The sequence below is a fragment of the Streptomyces sp. NPDC048612 genome (assembly GCF_043199295.1).
In the GTDB taxonomy this organism is placed as follows: domain Bacteria; phylum Actinomycetota; class Actinomycetes; order Streptomycetales; family Streptomycetaceae; genus Streptomyces.
Map to the genome: position 1 here is coordinate 100978 of NZ_JBICVV010000011.1, position 17553 is coordinate 118530.

Below are 17553 nucleotides of genomic sequence, written 5' to 3' on the forward strand. Positions count from 1 at the left end.
ACGCACAGGCGGGATGGGGGGGGGGGTCACCTGCCCGCCCCATGGCCGGCCGAGCCACCCCGGCGTCGGCCAGGTGGCGGCCCCCCCCGACGCGCGCGGGCGGCCCCGCCTCCTGCCCTCATCAGTCGCCTGCGCAGGTCAGTCGACCGGCTCATGCGGAATGGGCTGGTCGGTGCGGAAGCCCGCGGCCTTCTGAGCACCGGCCCGCCCGGTACCGGCCTGATCGGTGTCGGGAACCGTCTCGTCGGGCCCGTCGCTCTCGCCCTCCGAGAGCTCGGGGTCCCAGGGGTCGGGAACCGGGCTGGCGGCATCGGCCTGGTGGTTCGGCAGGTCACGGGGCAGCGGTTCGGGGTCCTCGCCGGTCGCGTCATAACGGGTCATCAGTTGACGTGCCTCCTCCACGGGTGCGTTGGGCGTGCTGGGCCCGGTACCCGGGTTCCGCCCCACCATGCTCGGCGCGGACTGAGAGACAGCCCACCCACCCGTTGACGGCACGGACAACCGGACAACTCCCGCCCGGCAAGGGAATTACCAACGACCGGTAATGCGGGAAACTCCCGTCTTCAGTTGTCAGCTCGGCCGAGATCCTCGGTGACATTCGTGATCTTTGGATTCCCCGATGGCTCCGGCAGGCGCTGCGCGGTGCCGCCTCGGTGGCCGCCTCCCTCGGACGCGAGGCCCGCCGAGCGTCGAATTCCATGGCGACGTGACATCCGTCACACCGACCTCCGGCATCAACTAAGCCAGATAGTAGAGACGGCTCGCGGTGACATAGGAGACTTGTCCGTCTTGACCCTGGAATTTCGCGCACGAGATCAGGCGCCATGGGGATTGCCGGGCTCGTTTGCCCACGAGTTCACCACATCAGCACATCTGACGGGGCAACAGCGAAAACAAAAGTGCCGAATTCCGGGCCAGCACGTTCGTACATCCATTGCAAGGTTTCTGGAGTACTACGAAGCGCAGTAGTAGTGAGCTTCGTTGCCTTGCTCTCCGAGCACCCCAAGAATGTCGACCGCAAGGCGTCTTCGCAGCTCAGGCGCGGGGATTGCACAGAACCAGCCGCGCCGGGGGACGCTGGGCAATTACCGAGTGAGGTCACGCATGAGTAAACATCGCAAGAAGCGGCGCTACCGGCAGATAACCATCGCTGCCGTCGCCGTAGGCGCCGTGGGCGTGCCCTCCGTTGCCATGGCCTGTTTCGGCGACGGCCAGGAGAATTCCGGCGGTCGGCACCATGAGAAGTGGCAGAACGCTTCCTTCGACCATGAGTGGTCCAAGGAGCAGCGGCCGTCCAAGGACCACCGCCCGGCGAAGGACCACCGCCCGTCGAAGGACCGGAAGAGCGCGAAGCCGACCGCGAAACCGGCCACGAAGCCGACCGCAAAGCCGGCCGCGAAGACCACTCCGGCACCCGCCGCGTCCCCGAGCGCTTCGAAGCCCGCCGCCAAGGCATCGGGTGCCACGGCCCGCGTCGTGGAACTCGTCAACAGTGAGCGCCGAAAGGCCGGCTGCTCGCCGCTGACCGTGAACGCAAAACTGACAAAGGCCGCCCAGGACCACAGCAAGGACATGGCGGACCACGGGAACATGTCCCACACCGGCTCCGACGGCTCCAATCCGGAGGACCGGATCACCCGGGCCGGCTACAACTGGAGTTCCTACGGCGAGAACGTCGCCTATGGCTACTCCACGCCGGAAAGCGTGATGAAGGGCTGGATGTCCAGCCCCGGCCACAAGCGCAACATCCTCGACTGCTCCTTCAAGGAGATCGGCGTCGGCCACGCACAGCCCGACGACTACTGGACGCAGGACTTCGGCACGGCGCGATAACGGCCGGCCGAACCGGACACCACAAGGTCCCCGACCGGATCGTGGTCGGGGACCTTGCGCTGTCGAGAGGGCTCTCCTGCCGAGGGGCCGCCGCCCCGCCCCCGAAGCGGCCGCCACGCGCCACAGCCGACGCCCCGACCCGGCCCGGCGCCGCACCTCACCGCACCGCCTACAGCAGATCGGTGGCCGAGTCCGCGAGCCGGCGTCGCGCCGCGCGGGCGGCGGGGACGACCGAGGCCGCCGCGGCGACGGTGACGGCGATGACGATGACCAGCAGGAGGGTCCCCAGGCCGGGGCGCTGGGCGATGCCGGCCCCCCAGCCGCTGGTCCGCCCCTGGAGGTCGATCAGCCACTGGGAGGCGAGGGCGCCCAGGGCCGTGCCGGCCAGCGCGGCGGCCAGGGTGATGAAGGCGGTGGCCGAGACGATGACCGCGGTGATCTGGCGTGGTGTCAGGCCAACGGCCCGGAGCGCGAGCAGGTCACGGCCGCGGTCGCGGACGCCGACACCGACCGTCGTCGCCAGCTCCACGAGCCCGATCAGGATCAGCACGGCGATCAGCCCGACACTGACGGCCCGGACCGCGGACAGCTGGTCGGCGGGGTTGGGGATCTCGCGCACCTCCAGGCGGCCGGCGGACGCCGTGGACAGGGCGTCCCGCACGGCGTCCGGGTCGGCGCCGTGGTGCAGCACCAGCTGATAGAAGTCGGGGCGCGAGGGGCGGGAGGCCTCGGGCGCCGCCTCACCGGTCTCGCCTTCGCGCAGGGTGTCCAGGGTGGTGGAGACGACCCGGCCGGCGTCGGCGGTCTCGATGCCACGGCCGACGATATGGAGGACGTACGGGCGGCCGGCGACGGTCATCCGTACCCAGTCGCCGACCCGCGCGTCCAGGAGGTCGAGCAGGCCCTGTCCGGCGACCGCCTCGTCGGGGCCGCGGGCGGCGCGCCCTTCCACCACAGCGCCGGGGTACGGGTGGGCGTCCGTGCCGAGCCCGCGCAGGGTGATTGTCCCGGTCTGACCGGGTACGAGTGCCTGGACCTCGGCTCCGGGGTAGGCGGTGATCTGCCGCTGGGAGCCGAGGAGTTGGCGTAGCTCATGATCACTGAGGGTGTCGGAGCGCGCGGTGAGGGCGGCGGGCAGGCCGACGTTCTCGGGGTGTGAGGTGAAGCGGTCCAGGGTCGTCCAGGCCCCCAGCGCGATGGTGATCAGCAGCAGCGGGACGGTCAGTCGTGCCACGGCTGCCGAGGAACGCAGCGGACGGTGGAAAGCACCGCGCCAGCCGAGGACCAGCGCCGGGGGGACGCGGAGACCCAGCGCCCGGCGGGTGAGTGCGGAGGCCCGGCCGCCGGGGGCCGTGGCGGCACGGGCGACCGGTACCGGAGGGACCCGTCCGGCCCGCCACGCCGCCAGGCAGGTCGCCGCGCCGATGAACGCCAGCACACCGCCGGAGATCACCAGGGTCAGCCAGCCGTGTCCGGGAAGCTGCCGCCACAGGGCCATCGCCTCCCCGATCCGGCCGGGCACCAGCGCGCCGACGGCCTGGGTGAGCAGCGCCCCGAGGACGACGCCCAGCAGCGCGAGGCCGAGGTGCAGGGCGACGAACATCCGGACCACCTGGCCGGGGGTGAAGCCGATGGCCTTGAGGATGGAGATGTCCCGCAGATGTCCGCGGACCCTGGTGCTGAGGGCGCCGCCCACCGCCAGGGCCGCGGCGAGCAGCGCGCCGAGCCCGAAGACGCCGAGCAGCCGCCCGAGCAGTTGGTTGTCCCCCTCGGCTTCGGCCTTGGCCTGCCGCCAGGTGGAGACATCGGTGATCTGGTCGGCGCCGAGCCGGGTGACCGCCCGCTGGACGACGTAGTCGGTGTCCGCGGGGTCGCCGAGCCGGAGGCCGATGGCGCGTCCGCGCTGGTCTCGGCCCGCGTCGGAGGCGTCGAGGGTCTCCGGCAGCACCCAGGCCACGCCCGGTGTCCCGCCCGCGCGGAAGGTGACCTCGGCGGTGTCCGCGACGCCCACCACCCGCAGCTGTCCGGGGAAGCCGCTCAGCTCGATGGTGTCCCCCGGCTCGGCCCACATCGCGCGGGCCACCGAACTCTCCAGGACGATGCCCTTGGTGGCCCCCGCGTCGGCGCCCGACTCCAGCCAGCGGCCCGCGGTGATCTGGGGTGCGGCGGTGGTGGGGCGCCGCACGGTGCCGCGCAGTTCCAGGGTCGCCCTGGCGTCGCCGGGCCGGAGGCTCGCGGTGGTGCGGACCGTACGGAAGGGGCCGGAGACGGCGCGTACCTCGTCCAGTCCGGCCAGCGATCCGGCGGCGGCGCTTTGGGTGTGTATCCAGACGTGGGCGCCGGAGGACTGGGTGAAGGCCCGCTGCCAGGGGTCGGTGGCGTAGGCGAACAGGGCGGTGGCCAGCAGCAGGGAGATGGTGATCCCGGCCGTGGCCAGCACGGTGAGCACCGCCGCCGGGCGGTGTGCCGTCAGATGCGCCCGCGTCCAGCGTGCCGCCGCTCGCACGGTCAGCCCTGGAGCTTGAGTACGTCGGCCACACCGGCCGCGGGGCGCTTGGGGGCGCCGCCGAGGTGTGCGTCGTCGACGACCTGGCCGTCGAAGAAGCTGATCACCCGGTCCGCCGCGCTGGCCATCCTGGCGTCATGGGTGACCAGCAGGATCGTCTGGCCGCGCTGGTGGAAGCGGGTGAGCAGCCGCAGCACCTCCCTGGTGCCCTTGCTGTCGAGGCTGCCGGCCGGTTCGTCGGCGAGCAGCAGGCTGGGGCTGTTGACCAGGGCGCGGGCCAGGGCCACGCGCTGCTGTTCGCCGCCGGACAGCTCGCCCGGTGTGGTGTTCTCCTTGCCGGTCAGCCCCAGCTCGTCGAGCAGCTCGGCCCGGTCGGTGCGGGCCTGCCGGGGGGACCGGCCGGCGAGCAGCGCGGGGAGTTCGACGTTGTCGGCGACGGTGAGGTTGGAGACGAGGTTGAAGAACTGGAAGACGATGCCGATGTGGTTGCGGCGCAGCACCGCCCAGCGGGCCTCGCTGTAGGTGTCGACCTGGCGGCCGTCGAGCCAGAGGGAACCGCTGTCGGGCCGGTCGAGGCCGCCGAGGAGGTGCAGCAGCGTGGATTTGCCGGCTCCCGAGGGGCCGGTGAGGGCGACGAACTCACCGCGTTCGACGCTGAGGTCGACATCGCGCACGGCGTGGACCGGGGCAGCGCCTTCCGGCCGGTGGGTCTTCACCAGGCCGGCTGCCCGCACTATCGGGCCGGACGGCTCGTCCCGGTTCATTCCAACTCCTCCTGACAGCGCTCCAGCCAGTCCAGGTCCGCCTGCAGATGCAGCATCGCGCCCTCGATCAGCAGTTGTGCCACCCGGTTCTCCCGGTCCTCACCCGCCGCGAGTTTCGACAGGTCACGCATGGTGTTGAGGTAGTGGCGGCGCTGCTTGTTGATCAGGGCGATCTGGTCCGCGGTCCCGCTGTGGGGGGCCAGGGCGAGCTTCATGAAGAACTCGTCCCGGACCCGTGGTTCGGCGGTGGACTCCTCGAACCAGGCGTCCACCGTCTCGCGGCCCGCCGCGGTGATCCGGTAGATGCGCTTGTTCGGGCGGTCCGACTGCTCGACGTCCTCTCCCTCGATCAGGCCCGCCTTCTCCAGCCTGCCCAGGGTGACGTAGATCTGGCCGACGTTCGGCTGAGGGTATGCGGCGCCCAGGAGGTTCTCAAGGGCTTGCTTGAGTTCATAGCCGTGTGCGGGACCGTTGACCAACAGCGCCAGGAGTGGCAGCCGCACGCTCTCCCTCTCCCTCCCCGCCCCGGGGGTGTCATTCGGATCAGCCCTAGTTGCCGGTCATCTGACCCCATACGGCTGTGAGCCGGGTCGCTCTCGCATCTTCCTGCAGCATCTAGTATCCCGCATGGCTAACAGGTATACATGGGGCGGGCTGTCGGCCCGTGTCCCGTCGACGCCTGGTTCAAGGAGGAGCCCATGCGGTGGAAGCGCGCCGTGGGCCGGGCTCTGCTGGTCTGCACCCTGCTGTTCGCGGGCAGTGCGGGCGCGCGGGCCGGGGAACCGGCGGGCGGTGCGGACGGGCGGGGCCCGGTCACGCTCGTCACCGGCGGAGACCTCACGGGCTATCTGCGGGGTGTCCTCGACGGCTGGAACGACCGGCACCCGCGCGAGAAGGTGACCCTGGTCGAGCTGCCGGACGCGGCCGACGAGGTGCGCGCGCAGATGGTCACCGAGCTGCGCTCCCGCAGTGACCGCTTCGACGTGCTGAACATCGATGTGGCGTGGACGTCGGAGTTCGCCGCCGCGGGCTGGATCAGGCCCGTGGACGGTGCGCGGTTCCCGCTGAAGCGCTTCCTGCCTCCCGTGGTGGACACCGCCACCTTCCGGGGCCGGCTCTACGCGGTCCCGTATGTGACCAATGCCGGGCTGCTCTACTACCGCAAGGACGTGCTCGACCGGGAGGGCACGCGACCGCCGCGCACCTGGGCCGAGTTGACGCACCTGGCGAAGACGGTCGCGCCCCAGTACGGGCTGGACGGTTACGCGGGCCAGTTCCTGCCGTACGAGGGGCTGACCGCCAATGCCGTGGAGGCCGTGCAGTCGGCCGGCGGCACGGTGCTCGCGGGCGAGGGCACGCGGGTGACGGTGGACTCCCCGGCGGCCCGCCGCGGGCTGTCCTTCCTGCTCGACGGGGTGCGCGAGGGCTGGATTCCGCGGCGGGCCCTGACGTTCAAGGAAGAGGAGTCCCGCAAGGCGTTCCAGGACGGGCGGCTACTGTTCCTGCGGAACTGGCCGTACGCCTATGCGCTGGCCAACGCCCGGCCCTCCGGGGTGGCGGGGAAGTTCGGTGCGGTGCCGCTGCCGGGTCCCGACGGGCCGGGCTCCAGCGCACTGGGCGGCTCCAATCTGGCGGTCAACACCCAGTCGCGGCACCAGAAGACGGCCACCGACCTGATCTCCTATCTGACGACCGAGTCGGTGCAGCGCCGGGTGCTCACCGAGGGCGCCCTGCCGCCGGTGTGGGCGGGTCTGTACACGGACCCGGAGCTGGTGCGGCGCTTCCCGTACCTGCCGGCGCTCAAGCGGGCCGTGCTGGCGGCCAAGCCGCGTATCAAGAGCCCGCAGTACGACCAGGTGAGCCTGGCGGTGCAGGCGGTCATGCATGACGCGCTGATCCACCGGCGGAGCACGGACGCCACCGTCGCCCGGCTGACGCGGGAACTGACGGCCATCGTCGGCCGCGGCTGACACACAGCAGTCAGTCTTTCCACTCTCTCTACCTACTTGTTAGGTACAGGCGTGCTATCCAAACCCCCGTAAATCCGGGCATCTCGCAGCGACTTTCGACCATTTCGTTGACACTCAAAAGACATGCCTACTTAACATGCATGCATAACAGCGACTCGCAGCCGCACGGCTTGCCCATGCACGACGGGATCACGGCAGATGCTCATAGCCACGGCAGGGAACGGCTCCACCGCCGGCTCCGCGCCCTCCCCCTCCCTCCCCGGTCCGGACTCCGCCGCCCTCGCGCCGGCCGCCGGGGCCTCCCGGAACTCCGCACGGCACTGGTGGCGCGACGCCGTGATCTACCAGGTCTACGTCCGCAGCTTCCTCGACAGCACCGGCGACGGCATCGGCGATCTGGCCGGTGTGCGGACGGGGTTGCCTTACCTCAAGAAGCTCGGGGTGGACGGCATCTGGCTCAGCCCCTTCTACCCCTCGCCGCAGCACGACCACGGCTACGACGTCGCCGACTACCGCGAGGTCGACCCCGTGTACGGCGATCTCGCCGAGTTCGACCTCCTGGTGGCCGACGCCCACCGGCTGGGGCTGAAGGTGCTCCTGGACATCGTGCCGAACCACTGCTCCAGCGAGCACCCGTGGTTCCGCGCCGCGCTGGCGGACGGTCCGGGCAGCCCGGCACGGTCGCTCTTCCACTTCGCCGACGGGCGCGGGGAGAACGGTGAGCTGCCGCCCAACAACTGGCGGGCCATGTTCGGCGGCCCCGCCTGGTCCCGGGTCGAGGAGGCGGCGGGCGGTGCGGGCCAGTGGTACCTGCATATGTTCACGCCCGAGCAGCCCGACCTGAACTGGCGCCACCCCGACGTCGGCGCCTCCTTCGACGAGGTGCTGCGCTTCTGGCTGGACCGCGGGGTCGACGGCTTCCGGATCGACGTGGCCGCCGGGCTGTTCAAGCACCCCGAACTGCCCGACTCCCCCGATCCGTCGGCCGACGAGCGGACCCGCGACTCGGTCAATCCGCTGGCCTGGAACCAGCCCGAGGTGCACCAGGTGTGGCGCGACTGGCGCGCACTGTGCGAGGAGTACACCGCCCGCGACGGCCACGACCGGCTGCTGGTCGGCGAGGTCTCGGTACGGACACCGGGCGAACAGGCGGCGTACGTCCGGCCCGACGAGCTGCACCAGGCATTCTTCTTCCACCTGCTGACCGCGCGCTGGGACATCGGCACCTTCCGCAAGGTCATCTCCGAGGCGCTCACCGATATCGCGGGCACCGGCTCCACGGTCACCTGGGTGCTCAACAACCACGACCAGGTCCGGACCGTCACCCGGTACGCGACCGCCCCGGGGAGCGCCGAGCCGGCAGAGGCCGCGGGCGGGCTGGGCGCGGCGCGGGCCCGTGCCGCCGCGCTGCTGATGCTGGCGCTGCCCGGCGCGGCGTACGTCTACCAGGGCGAGGAACTGGGTCTGCCGGAGGTCGTCGACCTGCCGGACGAGGTGCTCACCGACCCGATCTACCACCGCACGGGCAGCCGGGAGCACATCCGCGACGGCTGCCGGGTGCCGCTGCCCTGGTCCGGGCACGCCTCACCGTTCGGCTTCACCAGTGGTACCGACGCGGCACGGCCCTGGCTGCCGCAGCCCGACTGGTTCGCCGACCACGCGACGGACCGGGCACTGGCCGACACCCGGTCGTTCTGGCACCTGTACCGCGAGGGGCTGGCGCTGCGCCGCAGTCTTCCGCAGCTCGGCGAGGGCACCCTGCGCTGGCTGGAGTCACCACCCGAGGTGCTGGCGTTCGTCCGTGGCGACGGTCTGGTCTGCGCCGTCAACTTCGGCACCGAGCCGGTGCCGGCCCCCGTACCGGGTCTCCCGCTGCTGGCGAGCGGCGACTGCCCCGCAGGCACCCTCCCCGGCTCCACCGCCGCCTGGTGGATGGACGCCCCCGGCTCCCGCTAGCCCCCCGACGCCCACCACCACCGCACTCCCCCACAGCTCTCCGCACTCCTCCCGCAGTCCTCCCGCAGTCCTCCCGAAGGGAATCCCACGATGAGACGACCCGCAGTACGACACACCCGCGCCGCCCTGTCCGGCGCGGCCGTGCTCGGCCTGGCGCTCTCCGCCACCGCCTGCGGCGGCGGGGTCTCCGCCGGGGGCGGCAAGCAGGAACTGAGCGGTGAGAGCGTCACCGTGGCCGGTGTCTGGACCGGTGTGGAACAGCGGAACTTCAAGAAGGTCCTGGACGCGTTCTCCGACAAGACCGGCGCGAAGGTCACCTTCTCCTCCACCGGCGACAACGTCTCCACGGTGATCGGCAGCCAGGTCGAGGGCGGTAACGCCCCCGATGTGGTGATGGTGCCGCAGGTCGGCGTGCTCCAGCAGTTCGCCAGGAAGGGCTGGCTGACGCCCCTCTCGGCGGAGGTCGGCGCGGCGGCCGGGAAGAACTTCGCGAAGGTGTGGAAGGACTACGGCACGGTCGACAAGAAGTACTACGGCCTGTACTTCAAGGCCTCGCACAAGTCGACGGTCTGGTACAGCCCGGAGGCGTTCAGCCAGGCCGGGGTGAAGCCCGCGAAGACGTACCAGGAGCTGCTGAAGACGGGCCGTACGCTCTCCGACTCGGGTGTGCCGGCGTTCTCCGTCGCGGGTGAGGCCGGCTGGCCGCTCACCGACTGGTTCGAGAACGTCTACCTCTCGCAGGCCGGGCAGGAGAACTACGACAAGCTCGCCGCCCACAAGATTCCGTGGACCGACCCCACCGTGGTCAAGGCGCTCACCGCGCTGGGCAAGCTCTTCGGCGACAAGAGCCTGGTGGCCGGCGGCGGTTCGGGCGCGCTGCGCACCGACTTCCCCGAGTCCGTCCAGCAGGTCTTCGGCCCGGAGCCGGGCGCTGCCATGGTCTACGAAGGGGACTTCGTCAGCGCCCTGGTCACCGACGAGCTCCACAAGCAGGTCGGCAAGGACGCCAGGTTCTTCCCCTTCCCCAGCGTCGGCGACGGGAAGGCGCCGGTGGTCAGCGGCGGTGACGCGGCCGTGGTGCTCAAGGCCGGGAAGCACCGGAAGGCCGCGATGGAGCTGGTGAAGTACCTGGCCACGCCCGAGGCCTCGGAGGTGTGGGCCAAGGCCGGCGGCTACCTCTCGCCCAACAAGAAGGTGCCCGCGGGCGCTTACCACGACGAGGTCACCCGCAAGGCCGCGCAGTGGCTGACCGACGCCGGGAACTCCGTGCGCTTCGACATGTCCGATCAGGCCCCCGCGGCCTTCGGCGGCACCCAGGGCGCCGGCGAGTGGAAGCTGCTCCAGGACTTCCTGCGCGACCCGTCGGACCCCGAGGGCACGGCCCGCAAGCTTGAGGCCGCCGCGGCCAAGGCGTACGGAAAGTAAGGACGAGGGCCCGATCCCATGTCTGTCACGACTCCCGCGGTGCCGCCGACGACGAGCGGCACCGCGTCCCTCCCCCCGGGCGGCACCCCCGGCCGGGCGAGCGCCCCCATGCGGCGCGCGGTGCGGCGCCGCCGGCGGATCGCCGCGGTGTTCCTGTTCCCCGCGCTGTTGCTGCTGGGTGCCCTCGTCGCGTACCCCATCGTGTTCTCGGTCATCCGCAGCCTGTACGACGCCTCGGGCGACACCTTCGTCGGCGCCGGCAACTACACCGCGATGCTCCAGGACCCCGCCACGCTCCGGGCCATCCGCAACAGTGCGATCTGGGTGGTCTTCGCCCCCGCGCTGCTGACCGGACTCGGTCTGGTGCTCGCCGTCCTCACCGAGAAGATCCGCTGGAAGACGGCGTTCAAGCTGCTGATGTTCATGCCCATGGCGATCTCCTTCCTCGCCGCCGGCATCATCTTCCGGCTCGCCTACGAGCAGGACCCGCAGCGTGGTGTGCTGAACGCGGTCACCGTCGGCATCCACGACAGCGTCCAGGGGAAGTCCGTCTCCTTCCCCACCGCCAAGGCCCGGTTCGGCGACAAGCAGCTGACCAAGGGCGAGGACGGCTCCTACCGCACGGCGCGGCGCACCGGCCCAGGACACACCGTCGACCTCGGCCTGGTCGGCGTCGCGCCCAAGGACATGCCGTCGCAGGCGCGGCCCGCCGCACCGGCCGCCGCGTCCCCGGCCGCCGGCGGTGAACTGCGCGGCGTGGTCTACCTCGACTTCACCCCGGGCGGGGGCGGCAGGCCCGGCCGGGTGGACCGCGGCGAACGCGGGCTGCCCCGGCTGTCGGTCGAGGCGGTCGACGCCCGCGGCAAGGTGGCGGCCACCGCCACCACCGCGTCGGACGGCTCCTACCGTCTGGCCCGCCTGGCCCCCGGCTCCTACACCGTCCGGCTCCCCGCGAAGGACTTCGCCCCGCCGTACGAGGGCGTCTCCTGGCTCGGTCCGGCCCTCATCACTCCCGCCATCATCGGCGCCTACATGTGGATCTGGACCGGCTTCGCGCTCGTCCTCATCGGCGCGGGGCTCTCCTCGATGCCGCGGGACGTCCTGGAGGCCGCCCGGATGGACGGCGCCAACGAATGGCAGGTCTTCCGCAGGATCACCGTTCCGCTGCTCGGCCCGGTCCTGGGCGTGGTGTTCGTGACGATGGTGATCAACGTGATGAAGGTCTTCGACCTCGTCTACATCATCGCCCCCGGTCCCGTACAGCAGGACGCCAACGTCCTGGCCCTGCAGATGTGGCTGGTCTCCTTCGGCGGCGGCAACAACCAGGGGCTCGGCAGCGCGCTGGGTGTCCTGCTGCTGCTCCTGGTGGTCCCGGCCATGGTCCTCAACATCCGACGTTTCCGCAGGAGCCAGTCATGACCACCGTCCACGGAACTCCCGCGTCCGGCCGGCGGGCGGGTGCCCGGCCGGTGAAGTGGCTCAGCCGCGGGGTGACGCAGGTGTTCCTGCTCCTGATCGGTCTGGTCTGGCTCACCCCGGCCGCCGGGCTGTTCCTCTCCTCGCTGCGTACGGAGGAGGCGAACGCGAGCAGTGGCTGGTGGACCGCGTTCACCGCGCCCGGCCGGCTGTCACTCGACAACTATGCGGCGCTGCTGAAGGATTCCGGCATCGTCCAGGCCTTCTGGAACACGGTGCTGATCTCGGTGCCCACCACCCTGGCCGTCGTCGCGATCGCCGCGCTGGCCGGGTACGCCTTCGCCTGGATGGAGTTCCCGGGCCGGGACTGGGTGTTCCTGGTGGTGGTCGCCATGCTGGTGGTGCCGGTCCAGATCGGGCTGCTGCCGGTGGCCAAGCTGTTCGGCGCGCTCGGACTGTTCGGCTCGATCCCCGGTGTGGTGCTCTTCCACACCGCCTACGGGCTGCCGTTCGCCATCTTCCTGCTGCGCAACTACTTCGCGGAGATCCCCAAGGAGATGCTGGAGGCCGCGCGGATGGACGGCGGCGGGGAGTGGCGGATCTTCTCCCGGCTGGTGCTGCCCCTGGGCCGGCCCGCCATCGCCAGCCTCGCCATCTTCCAGTTCCTGTGGGTCTGGAACGACATGCTGGTCGCCCTGCTCTTCGCCGACAACACGTCGCAGCCGCTGACGGTGGCCCTCCAGTCGCAGATGCGGCAGTTCGGCAGCAACATCGGGGTGCTGGCGCCGGGCGCTTTTCTGTCCCTGATCGTGCCGCTGATCGTGTTCTTCGCGTTCCAACGGCACTTCGTTCAGGGCATCATGGCCGGTTCGGTGAAGTAGCCGCTCCGGTCGCCCGGCCGGTCCGTGCCTCAAGGACCGGTCCAGGAGGGGACGGCGCGCGGCACAGGCCGGCATCGTGTCGCGCGCCGAGCCGTCCCCTACGGAGCCCGGGGCCCGGCATGCCGTCCCGGGGTCCGCGATATTCCCTCGTCCCAAGTAGGGGCACCGGCTAGGTTGGCGCGATGTCCGAACTGCGCACCGAGCGCCTGCTGCTCCGCCCATGGCGGGAGTCCGATCTCGGCCCCTGGGCCGCGATGAACGCCGACCCCGAGGTCCGCGCGCACTTCCCCGACGTCCTCACGCCCGAACAGAGCGCGGCCTCCATCGCGCGGTTCCAGGCCGATATCGCGGACCGCGGCTGGGGCTGGTGGGCCCTCGAAGTGCGCGCCACCGGGGAGTTCATCGGGTTCACGGGGCTGGACCCGGTCGATGAGCACATGCCGTTCAGCGGAGTGGAGGCCGGCTGGCGGCTGGCCCGTCCGGCCTGGGGGCACGGCTACGCCACCGAGGCCGGTGCGGCCGCCCTGGCCTTCGGCTTCAGCACCCTCGGCCTGCCGGAGATCCTGGCGATGACGACGGCCACCAACCTCCGCTCGCAGGCGGTGATGCGCCGCCTCGGCATGACCCGCGACCCCGCCGACGACTTCGACGACCCCGACGTGCCCGACGGCCCGGTGCGCCCCAACGTGCTGTTCCGGATCTCCGCGGGGGCCTGGCGGGCCGTCGGGCAGGGGTGAGGCCGGCCCGCGCCGTCAAAGAAGCGAACGGGCCGGGGTAGCGGTAGGGGCCAGTGTCTCCAGTCCGGCCGGCAGCGGCCCGGTGTGGAGCACGCCGAGCCGCTGGGTGGCCCGGGTGAGCGCGACATACAGGTCGCTCGCACCGAACTCCGCCGGTTCCACCACGAGCACCGAGTCGAACTCCAGGCCCTTGGCCTGCCGCGGGCCCAGCAGCACCACAGGGCTGGTCAGGTCCGGGGCGGCCCCGGCGGAGACGTCCGGAAGGGCGGAGGCCAGCGCCTCGTGGCGGGCGACCGGAGCGATCACCGCGAGCCTGCCGCCGTCCTCGTGGCGCTCCCGCGCGACCGCGTCGGCGACCACGCCCGCGAGGTCGTCCGTGCGCCGCGCCCACGGGCGGACGCCGGTGGAGCGGATCGACCGAGGCGGAGTGAAGGACGGGTCGGCGGACCGTGGCACCTGCGCCGCGACCTCCATGATCTCGGACGGGGTGCGGTAGTTGACGCCGAGCCTGACGTGCTCCCAGCGGTCGTCCACGTACGGTGCGAGGACCGCTTCCCAGGAGCCGCAGCCGCCGGGCTCGGCGGTCTGCGCCGGATCGCCGACCAGCGTCATCGACCGGGTCGGGCAACGGCGCATCAGCAGCCGCCACATCATCGCCGACAGCTCCTGCGCCTCGTCCACGATGATGTGGCCGAACGCCCAGGTCCGGTCGGCCGCGGCGCGTTCGGCGGCGCTGCGGTGGTCGGCCTCCTCGTGCCGGTCGGCGAGGAGTTCCGCGTCCACCAGGTCGTGCGCGGCCAGCACCTCCGACTCCTCGTCGTCACGGTCCTCGAACTCCTGGGTGCGGGAGCCGTAGGAGAGGTCGAGCACGCCCTGCGCGTAGTCGATCAGCTCCTGGCGCTCCGCCTCGGCCGCGGCGCGGGCCGCCGAGGTGTCCTCACCGAGGAGTTCGGCCGCCTCGTCCAGCAGCGGTACATCGGCCGGCGTCCAGGCGCCGTCCGTCCGACGGATGGCGTCCGCGTCGGCGTCCGGGAGGTGGACCGGGTCGGCGAGGAAGTCGGCGACCAGCTGTTGCGGGCTGAGCTCGGGCCACAGCCCGTCGATGGCGTGGTGCACTTCGGTGCTGGTGGCGATCGCCTTGCCCAGTTGCGCGATGTCGTCCGGGCCGAGGAAGTTCGGGCCGCCGAAGGGGTCCGCACCGAGCCGGTCGACCAGTTGCGCGGTGAGCGCGTCGATGATGCGGAAGGCGAAGTGCGGGCGGGCGAGGTGGTGCGGCAGCCCGGTCTCCCGTGCCCGGCGCCGGGCCTCGCGCGCCATCTCGGCGTCCAGGCGCAGTTCGCCGTCCTCGTGGTCGATGACGATCGCTTCGTCGGGCAGGGACTGCCGGTCGCGGACGGCTGCCGCGAGGGCCCCGGCCATCGCGGCCCGGCCCTTGATCTCGGCGGCCTCGGGGGTGTCGGTGCCGGTCGCGGTGACGCCCGGGAAGAGTTCGCCGGGCGTGGCGAGCAGCACGCCCGTCTCGCCGAGCGAGGGCAGCACCTCCGCGATGTAGCCGAGGAACGCCGGGTTCGGCCCGACGATGAGCACGGCGCGGCGGGCGAGCTGTTCCCGGTGGGCGTAGAGCAGGTAGGCGGCGCGGTGCAGTGCGACGACGGTCTTGCCGGTGCCGGGGCCGCCCTCCACGACGAGGATGCCGTGGTGCGGGGCACGGATGATGGCGTCCTGTTCGGCCTGGATGGTCTGCACGATGTCGTGCATCCGTCCGGTGCGCGCCGCGTCGAGTGCGGCCAGCAGGACCGCGTCCGCGTCGGTGCCCTCGTGCCCGGTCCGTACCGCGTCGGCGAGGTCCATGAGCTCGTCGTGCAGTCCGGTGACCCGCCGGCCCTCGGTCGTGATGTGCCGCCTGCGGCGCAAGCCCATCGGGGTGTGCCCGGTGGCGAGGTAGAAGGGGCGGGCGACCTCGGCCCGCCAGTCGATGACGAGCGGGGTGCGGTCCGCGTCGTCACGCCGGATACCGATCCGGCCGATGTGGTGGTCGCGGCCGTCGCGGAATGCCAGCCGACCGAAACACAGGCCGTTCTCCCCGGCGTTGAAGGCGGCGAGCAGGCCGGACTGTTCGGCCACCAGCACATTGCGCTCCAGCCGCATCTGGGCGTGGTTGCCCTCCGGCGGCTGGACGGCGGCGTGCACCGTCGCCTCGGCCAGATCCCGTAGTTCGGTGAGGCGGTCGTGGAGCAGATCGATGAATTCCTGCTCGTGCTGCCATTCCTCGTTTGACAATTCAGCCCCGCTCGGATAAAGTTCGGTACGTAGGTGAGTTTCTGTTCTGAAATTCCTCAAGGCACAGAAGCCCCCAATATACCCAGAGAAATACCCCGGCCGTCAACTCGGTCCGGGGTATTTCTTTTTGTGCCCGGCGAAGACGCCACCAGGGGGCCGTCGGCTCACGCGTTCCCGCGCGGCGGCACCGGACGGCCTCTGGTGGCGCCTCGGGTCACCAGGTGTGGGCGACGTCCACGATCAGCTCGTGGCCGGACTGCTGCACCCGGAACGGCAGCTTGGCGCGCACGCCCAGACCGATCTGGGACTGCCCCTCGAAGCTCGCCCCGAATTTGGTGTCCTTGAACGTGCGGTATCCGGCGAGGTTCACCCCGGGCAGCGGCTTGCCGGCCGTCGCCGCGTAGGTCTGCTTGCCGGTCTCCGGGTCGTGGCTGGGCGCGGAGACAAAGACCTGCAGGATGGCGCCGCCCTTCACCGGTATTTTCTCGCCCGAACCGTCCTGGTGGAACGCGTCGACATATCCGACGTGGTATCCGGCCTTTCCGGTACCGCCGATGTCGAAGACCATGCGGTCGTAGCAGGTGCTCTGGCTGGTCCTGACGTTCTTCAGCGGTGTGGCGTTCGCGTCCGTGGCGGACTTGGTGCCACTGCCCCAGGCGGTCGAACAGGTCGTGGCCGGGGCGGCCTTACCCACCGGGCCGGTCGCGGCGCCGGCAACTCCGGCCGTACCCGCCACCCCGGCGCCCGCCAGCACGAGCACCGCGGCCGCTGTCCCCAACCGTCGCATGACTTACCTCCAGAGAAGTGCCTGTGTACAGATGCGTGCGGTAGGACGGGCGCGGCGGCCGGGACGTTGTGCGCCGGTCCGCATTTGGCCGACGAGAGCACCACGTTGTCGCGAAACCGGGGTGAGGGACTCAAAGCGCCCCTGTGGAACGGCCTGCGGTCCCACTCCGGCTGCGGGTGCCCTCGGTGGTGCCGTCAGGCGTCGACCACGTCGACGGTCACGCCGCCGCGGCGCAGTGCGGCCAGCTCCTCGGCCGGTGTGCCGCGGTCGGTGACGACGCGGTCGTACTGGCCGGTGTCGCCGTAGGCGTGCGTGGCGGTCTTGCCGAACTTGCTGTGGTCCACCAGCAGCAGGGACCGCTGGGCGCACTCCAGCATGGCCTCCTTGACCTCGGCATACTCCCGGATCGGGTGGAAGAGGCGGCCGTCGAGCACGGACACCGCCGACATCACCGCGAGATCGGCGCGGATACGGCCGAGACCGCGCAGGACGTCGGGGCCGACGCAGGAGCCGAACTCGCCGCGGTAGCGCCCGCCCAGGAGCGTCACCTCGGTGCCCGGCGCCTCGTCGAACAGCCGGGCCACACCGAGGGAGTTGGTGACCACGGTGACCGCTTCGGTCCGGGCGATCCGGGCCGCGAGCGGGAAGACCGTGGTCGAGTCGTCCAGGACGACGGTGCCGCCGGGCCGGATCTCGTCGGCGACGGCGGCGCACAGCGCCTCTTTCACCGGGTGGTTGACGCCGACCCGGAAGCGGGTGGCGGTCTCCATGGTGAGGCTGGGGAAGGGCGCGGCCCGGCCGCGTTCCTTGCGCAGCAGCCGGCGTTCGGCGAGCTGGTCCAGATCGCGGTGCATGGTCGCCAGGCTGACCCCGAAGTGCCTGGCCAGGTCGTCGATGCGGACTTCGCCGTGCTCGACGACATGGGCCAGTACGTCCTGCCGTCGCCGGTCGACCTCGGCCAGCGACGACCGTGTGGAAGCCATCGGGGCCGCCCCTTT

14 protein-coding genes are annotated in these 17553 nt (G+C 71.3%); 7 read left to right on the top strand and 7 right to left on the bottom strand.

The window, feature by feature from the left end:
- Positions 1-138: 138 nt before the first annotated feature.
- The gene (locus ACGFN2_RS18820) at positions 139-381 is read right to left on the bottom strand and encodes a hypothetical protein (RefSeq protein ID WP_393361711.1); all 243 of its coding nucleotides are present in this window, start codon (positions 379-381) and stop codon (positions 139-141) included.
- Positions 382-1104: 723 nt separating this feature from the next.
- Between ACGFN2_RS18820 and ACGFN2_RS18825 the strand changes: the two genes are divergently transcribed.
- Entirely contained in the window at positions 1105-1833 is a 729-nt protein-coding gene (locus ACGFN2_RS18825; protein ID WP_393361714.1) for a CAP domain-containing protein, read from the top strand.
- A 169-nt stretch (positions 1834-2002) separates the two neighbouring features.
- Here ACGFN2_RS18825 and ACGFN2_RS18830 read toward each other — a convergent pair whose 3' ends face one another.
- The 3 genes from ACGFN2_RS18830 to ACGFN2_RS18840 are packed head-to-tail and all read right to left on the bottom strand — an operon-like array spanning position 2003 to position 5606.
- The gene (locus ACGFN2_RS18830; protein WP_393361717.1) at positions 2003-4339 is read right to left on the bottom strand and encodes an FtsX-like permease family protein; all 2337 of its coding nucleotides are present in this window, start codon (positions 4337-4339) and stop codon (positions 2003-2005) included.
- 2 nt (positions 4340-4341) lie between these two features.
- Entirely contained in the window at positions 4342-5103 is a 762-nt protein-coding gene (locus tag ACGFN2_RS18835) for an ABC transporter ATP-binding protein (RefSeq protein ID WP_362614384.1), read from the bottom strand.
- Positions 5100-5606 carry a PadR family transcriptional regulator gene (locus tag ACGFN2_RS18840; protein WP_362614382.1) on the bottom strand — a complete coding sequence of 169 codons (507 nt, stop codon included), beginning with the start codon at positions 5604-5606 and terminating at the stop codon, positions 5100-5102. Before ACGFN2_RS18840 ends, ACGFN2_RS18835 begins: the two co-directional genes overlap by 4 nt.
- Positions 5607-5801: 195 nt before the next feature.
- Here ACGFN2_RS18840 and ACGFN2_RS18845 point away from each other — a divergent pair, with 195 nt between their 5' ends.
- The 6 genes from ACGFN2_RS18845 (at position 5802) to ACGFN2_RS18870 (ending at position 13488) form a co-directional block, all read left to right on the top strand.
- Entirely contained in the window at positions 5802-7073 is a 1272-nt protein-coding gene (locus ACGFN2_RS18845; RefSeq protein ID WP_393361721.1) for an ABC transporter substrate-binding protein, read from the top strand.
- A gap of 198 nt (positions 7074-7271) precedes the next feature.
- The gene (locus tag ACGFN2_RS18850) at positions 7272-9029 is read left to right on the top strand and encodes a glycoside hydrolase family 13 protein (RefSeq protein WP_362614379.1); all 1758 of its coding nucleotides are present in this window, start codon (positions 7272-7274) and stop codon (positions 9027-9029) included.
- Positions 9030-9119: 90 nt separating this feature from the next.
- Positions 9120-10454 carry an ABC transporter substrate-binding protein gene (locus ACGFN2_RS18855; protein WP_393361724.1) on the top strand — a complete coding sequence of 445 codons (1335 nt, stop codon included), beginning with the start codon at positions 9120-9122 and terminating at the stop codon, positions 10452-10454.
- Between the two features lie 18 nt (positions 10455-10472).
- Positions 10473-11873 carry an ABC transporter permease subunit gene (locus ACGFN2_RS18860; RefSeq protein WP_393361727.1) on the top strand — a complete coding sequence of 467 codons (1401 nt, stop codon included), beginning with the start codon at positions 10473-10475 and terminating at the stop codon, positions 11871-11873.
- Positions 11870-12751 (top strand): carbohydrate ABC transporter permease, encoded by an 882-nt coding sequence (locus ACGFN2_RS18865; protein WP_362614372.1) that lies wholly within the window; start codon positions 11870-11872, stop codon positions 12749-12751. The genes ACGFN2_RS18860 and ACGFN2_RS18865 overlap by 4 nt, the downstream gene beginning before the upstream one ends.
- A gap of 182 nt (positions 12752-12933) precedes the next feature.
- Positions 12934-13488, top strand: coding sequence for a GNAT family N-acetyltransferase (locus ACGFN2_RS18870; RefSeq protein ID WP_393361730.1), 555 nt, complete (start codon positions 12934-12936; stop codon positions 13486-13488).
- A gap of 15 nt (positions 13489-13503) precedes the next feature.
- On the opposite strand, the gene ACGFN2_RS18875 is transcribed toward ACGFN2_RS18870, so the two are convergent.
- The 3 genes from ACGFN2_RS18875 to ACGFN2_RS18885 form a co-directional block, all read right to left on the bottom strand.
- Positions 13504-15768 carry a HelD family protein gene (locus ACGFN2_RS18875; RefSeq protein WP_393361733.1) on the bottom strand — a complete coding sequence of 755 codons (2265 nt, stop codon included), beginning with the start codon at positions 15766-15768 and terminating at the stop codon, positions 13504-13506.
- Between the two features lie 214 nt (positions 15769-15982).
- Positions 15983-16555: a hypothetical protein gene (locus tag ACGFN2_RS18880; RefSeq protein ID WP_393361736.1), complete on the bottom strand. Its 573-nt coding sequence runs from the start codon at positions 16553-16555 to the stop codon at positions 15983-15985.
- A gap of 194 nt (positions 16556-16749) precedes the next feature.
- On the bottom strand, positions 16750-17538 hold the full coding sequence (locus ACGFN2_RS18885) for a DeoR/GlpR family DNA-binding transcription regulator (RefSeq protein WP_393361739.1): 789 nt from the start codon (positions 17536-17538) through the stop codon (positions 16750-16752).
- Positions 17539-17553 lie beyond the last annotated feature (15 nt).

What these genes read in the sequence shown, in the direction of transcription:
- ACGFN2_RS18820 (WP_393361711.1), bottom strand. Translation starts at nt 381, where the DNA reads ATGACCCGTTATGACGCGACCGGCGAGGACCCCGAACCGCTGCCCCGT.
- ACGFN2_RS18825 (WP_393361714.1), top strand. Translation starts at nt 1,105, where the DNA reads ATGAGTAAACATCGCAAGAAGCGGCGCTACCGGCAGATAACCATCGCT.
- ACGFN2_RS18865 (WP_362614372.1), top strand. Translation starts at nt 11,870, where the DNA reads ATGACCACCGTCCACGGAACTCCCGCGTCCGGCCGGCGGGCGGGTGCC.
- ACGFN2_RS18850 (WP_362614379.1), top strand. Translation starts at nt 7,272, where the DNA reads ATGCTCATAGCCACGGCAGGGAACGGCTCCACCGCCGGCTCCGCGCCC.
- ACGFN2_RS18855 (WP_393361724.1), top strand. Translation starts at nt 9,120, where the DNA reads ATGAGACGACCCGCAGTACGACACACCCGCGCCGCCCTGTCCGGCGCG.
- ACGFN2_RS18860 (WP_393361727.1), top strand. Translation starts at nt 10,473, where the DNA reads ATGTCTGTCACGACTCCCGCGGTGCCGCCGACGACGAGCGGCACCGCG.
- ACGFN2_RS18870 (WP_393361730.1), top strand. Translation starts at nt 12,934, where the DNA reads ATGTCCGAACTGCGCACCGAGCGCCTGCTGCTCCGCCCATGGCGGGAG.
- ACGFN2_RS18835 (WP_362614384.1), bottom strand. Translation starts at nt 5,103, where the DNA reads ATGAACCGGGACGAGCCGTCCGGCCCGATAGTGCGGGCAGCCGGCCTG.
- ACGFN2_RS18880 (WP_393361736.1), bottom strand. Translation starts at nt 16,555, where the DNA reads ATGCGACGGTTGGGGACAGCGGCCGCGGTGCTCGTGCTGGCGGGCGCC.
- ACGFN2_RS18885 (WP_393361739.1), bottom strand. Translation starts at nt 17,538, where the DNA reads ATGGCTTCCACACGGTCGTCGCTGGCCGAGGTCGACCGGCGACGGCAG.
- ACGFN2_RS18845 (WP_393361721.1), top strand. Translation starts at nt 5,802, where the DNA reads ATGCGGTGGAAGCGCGCCGTGGGCCGGGCTCTGCTGGTCTGCACCCTG.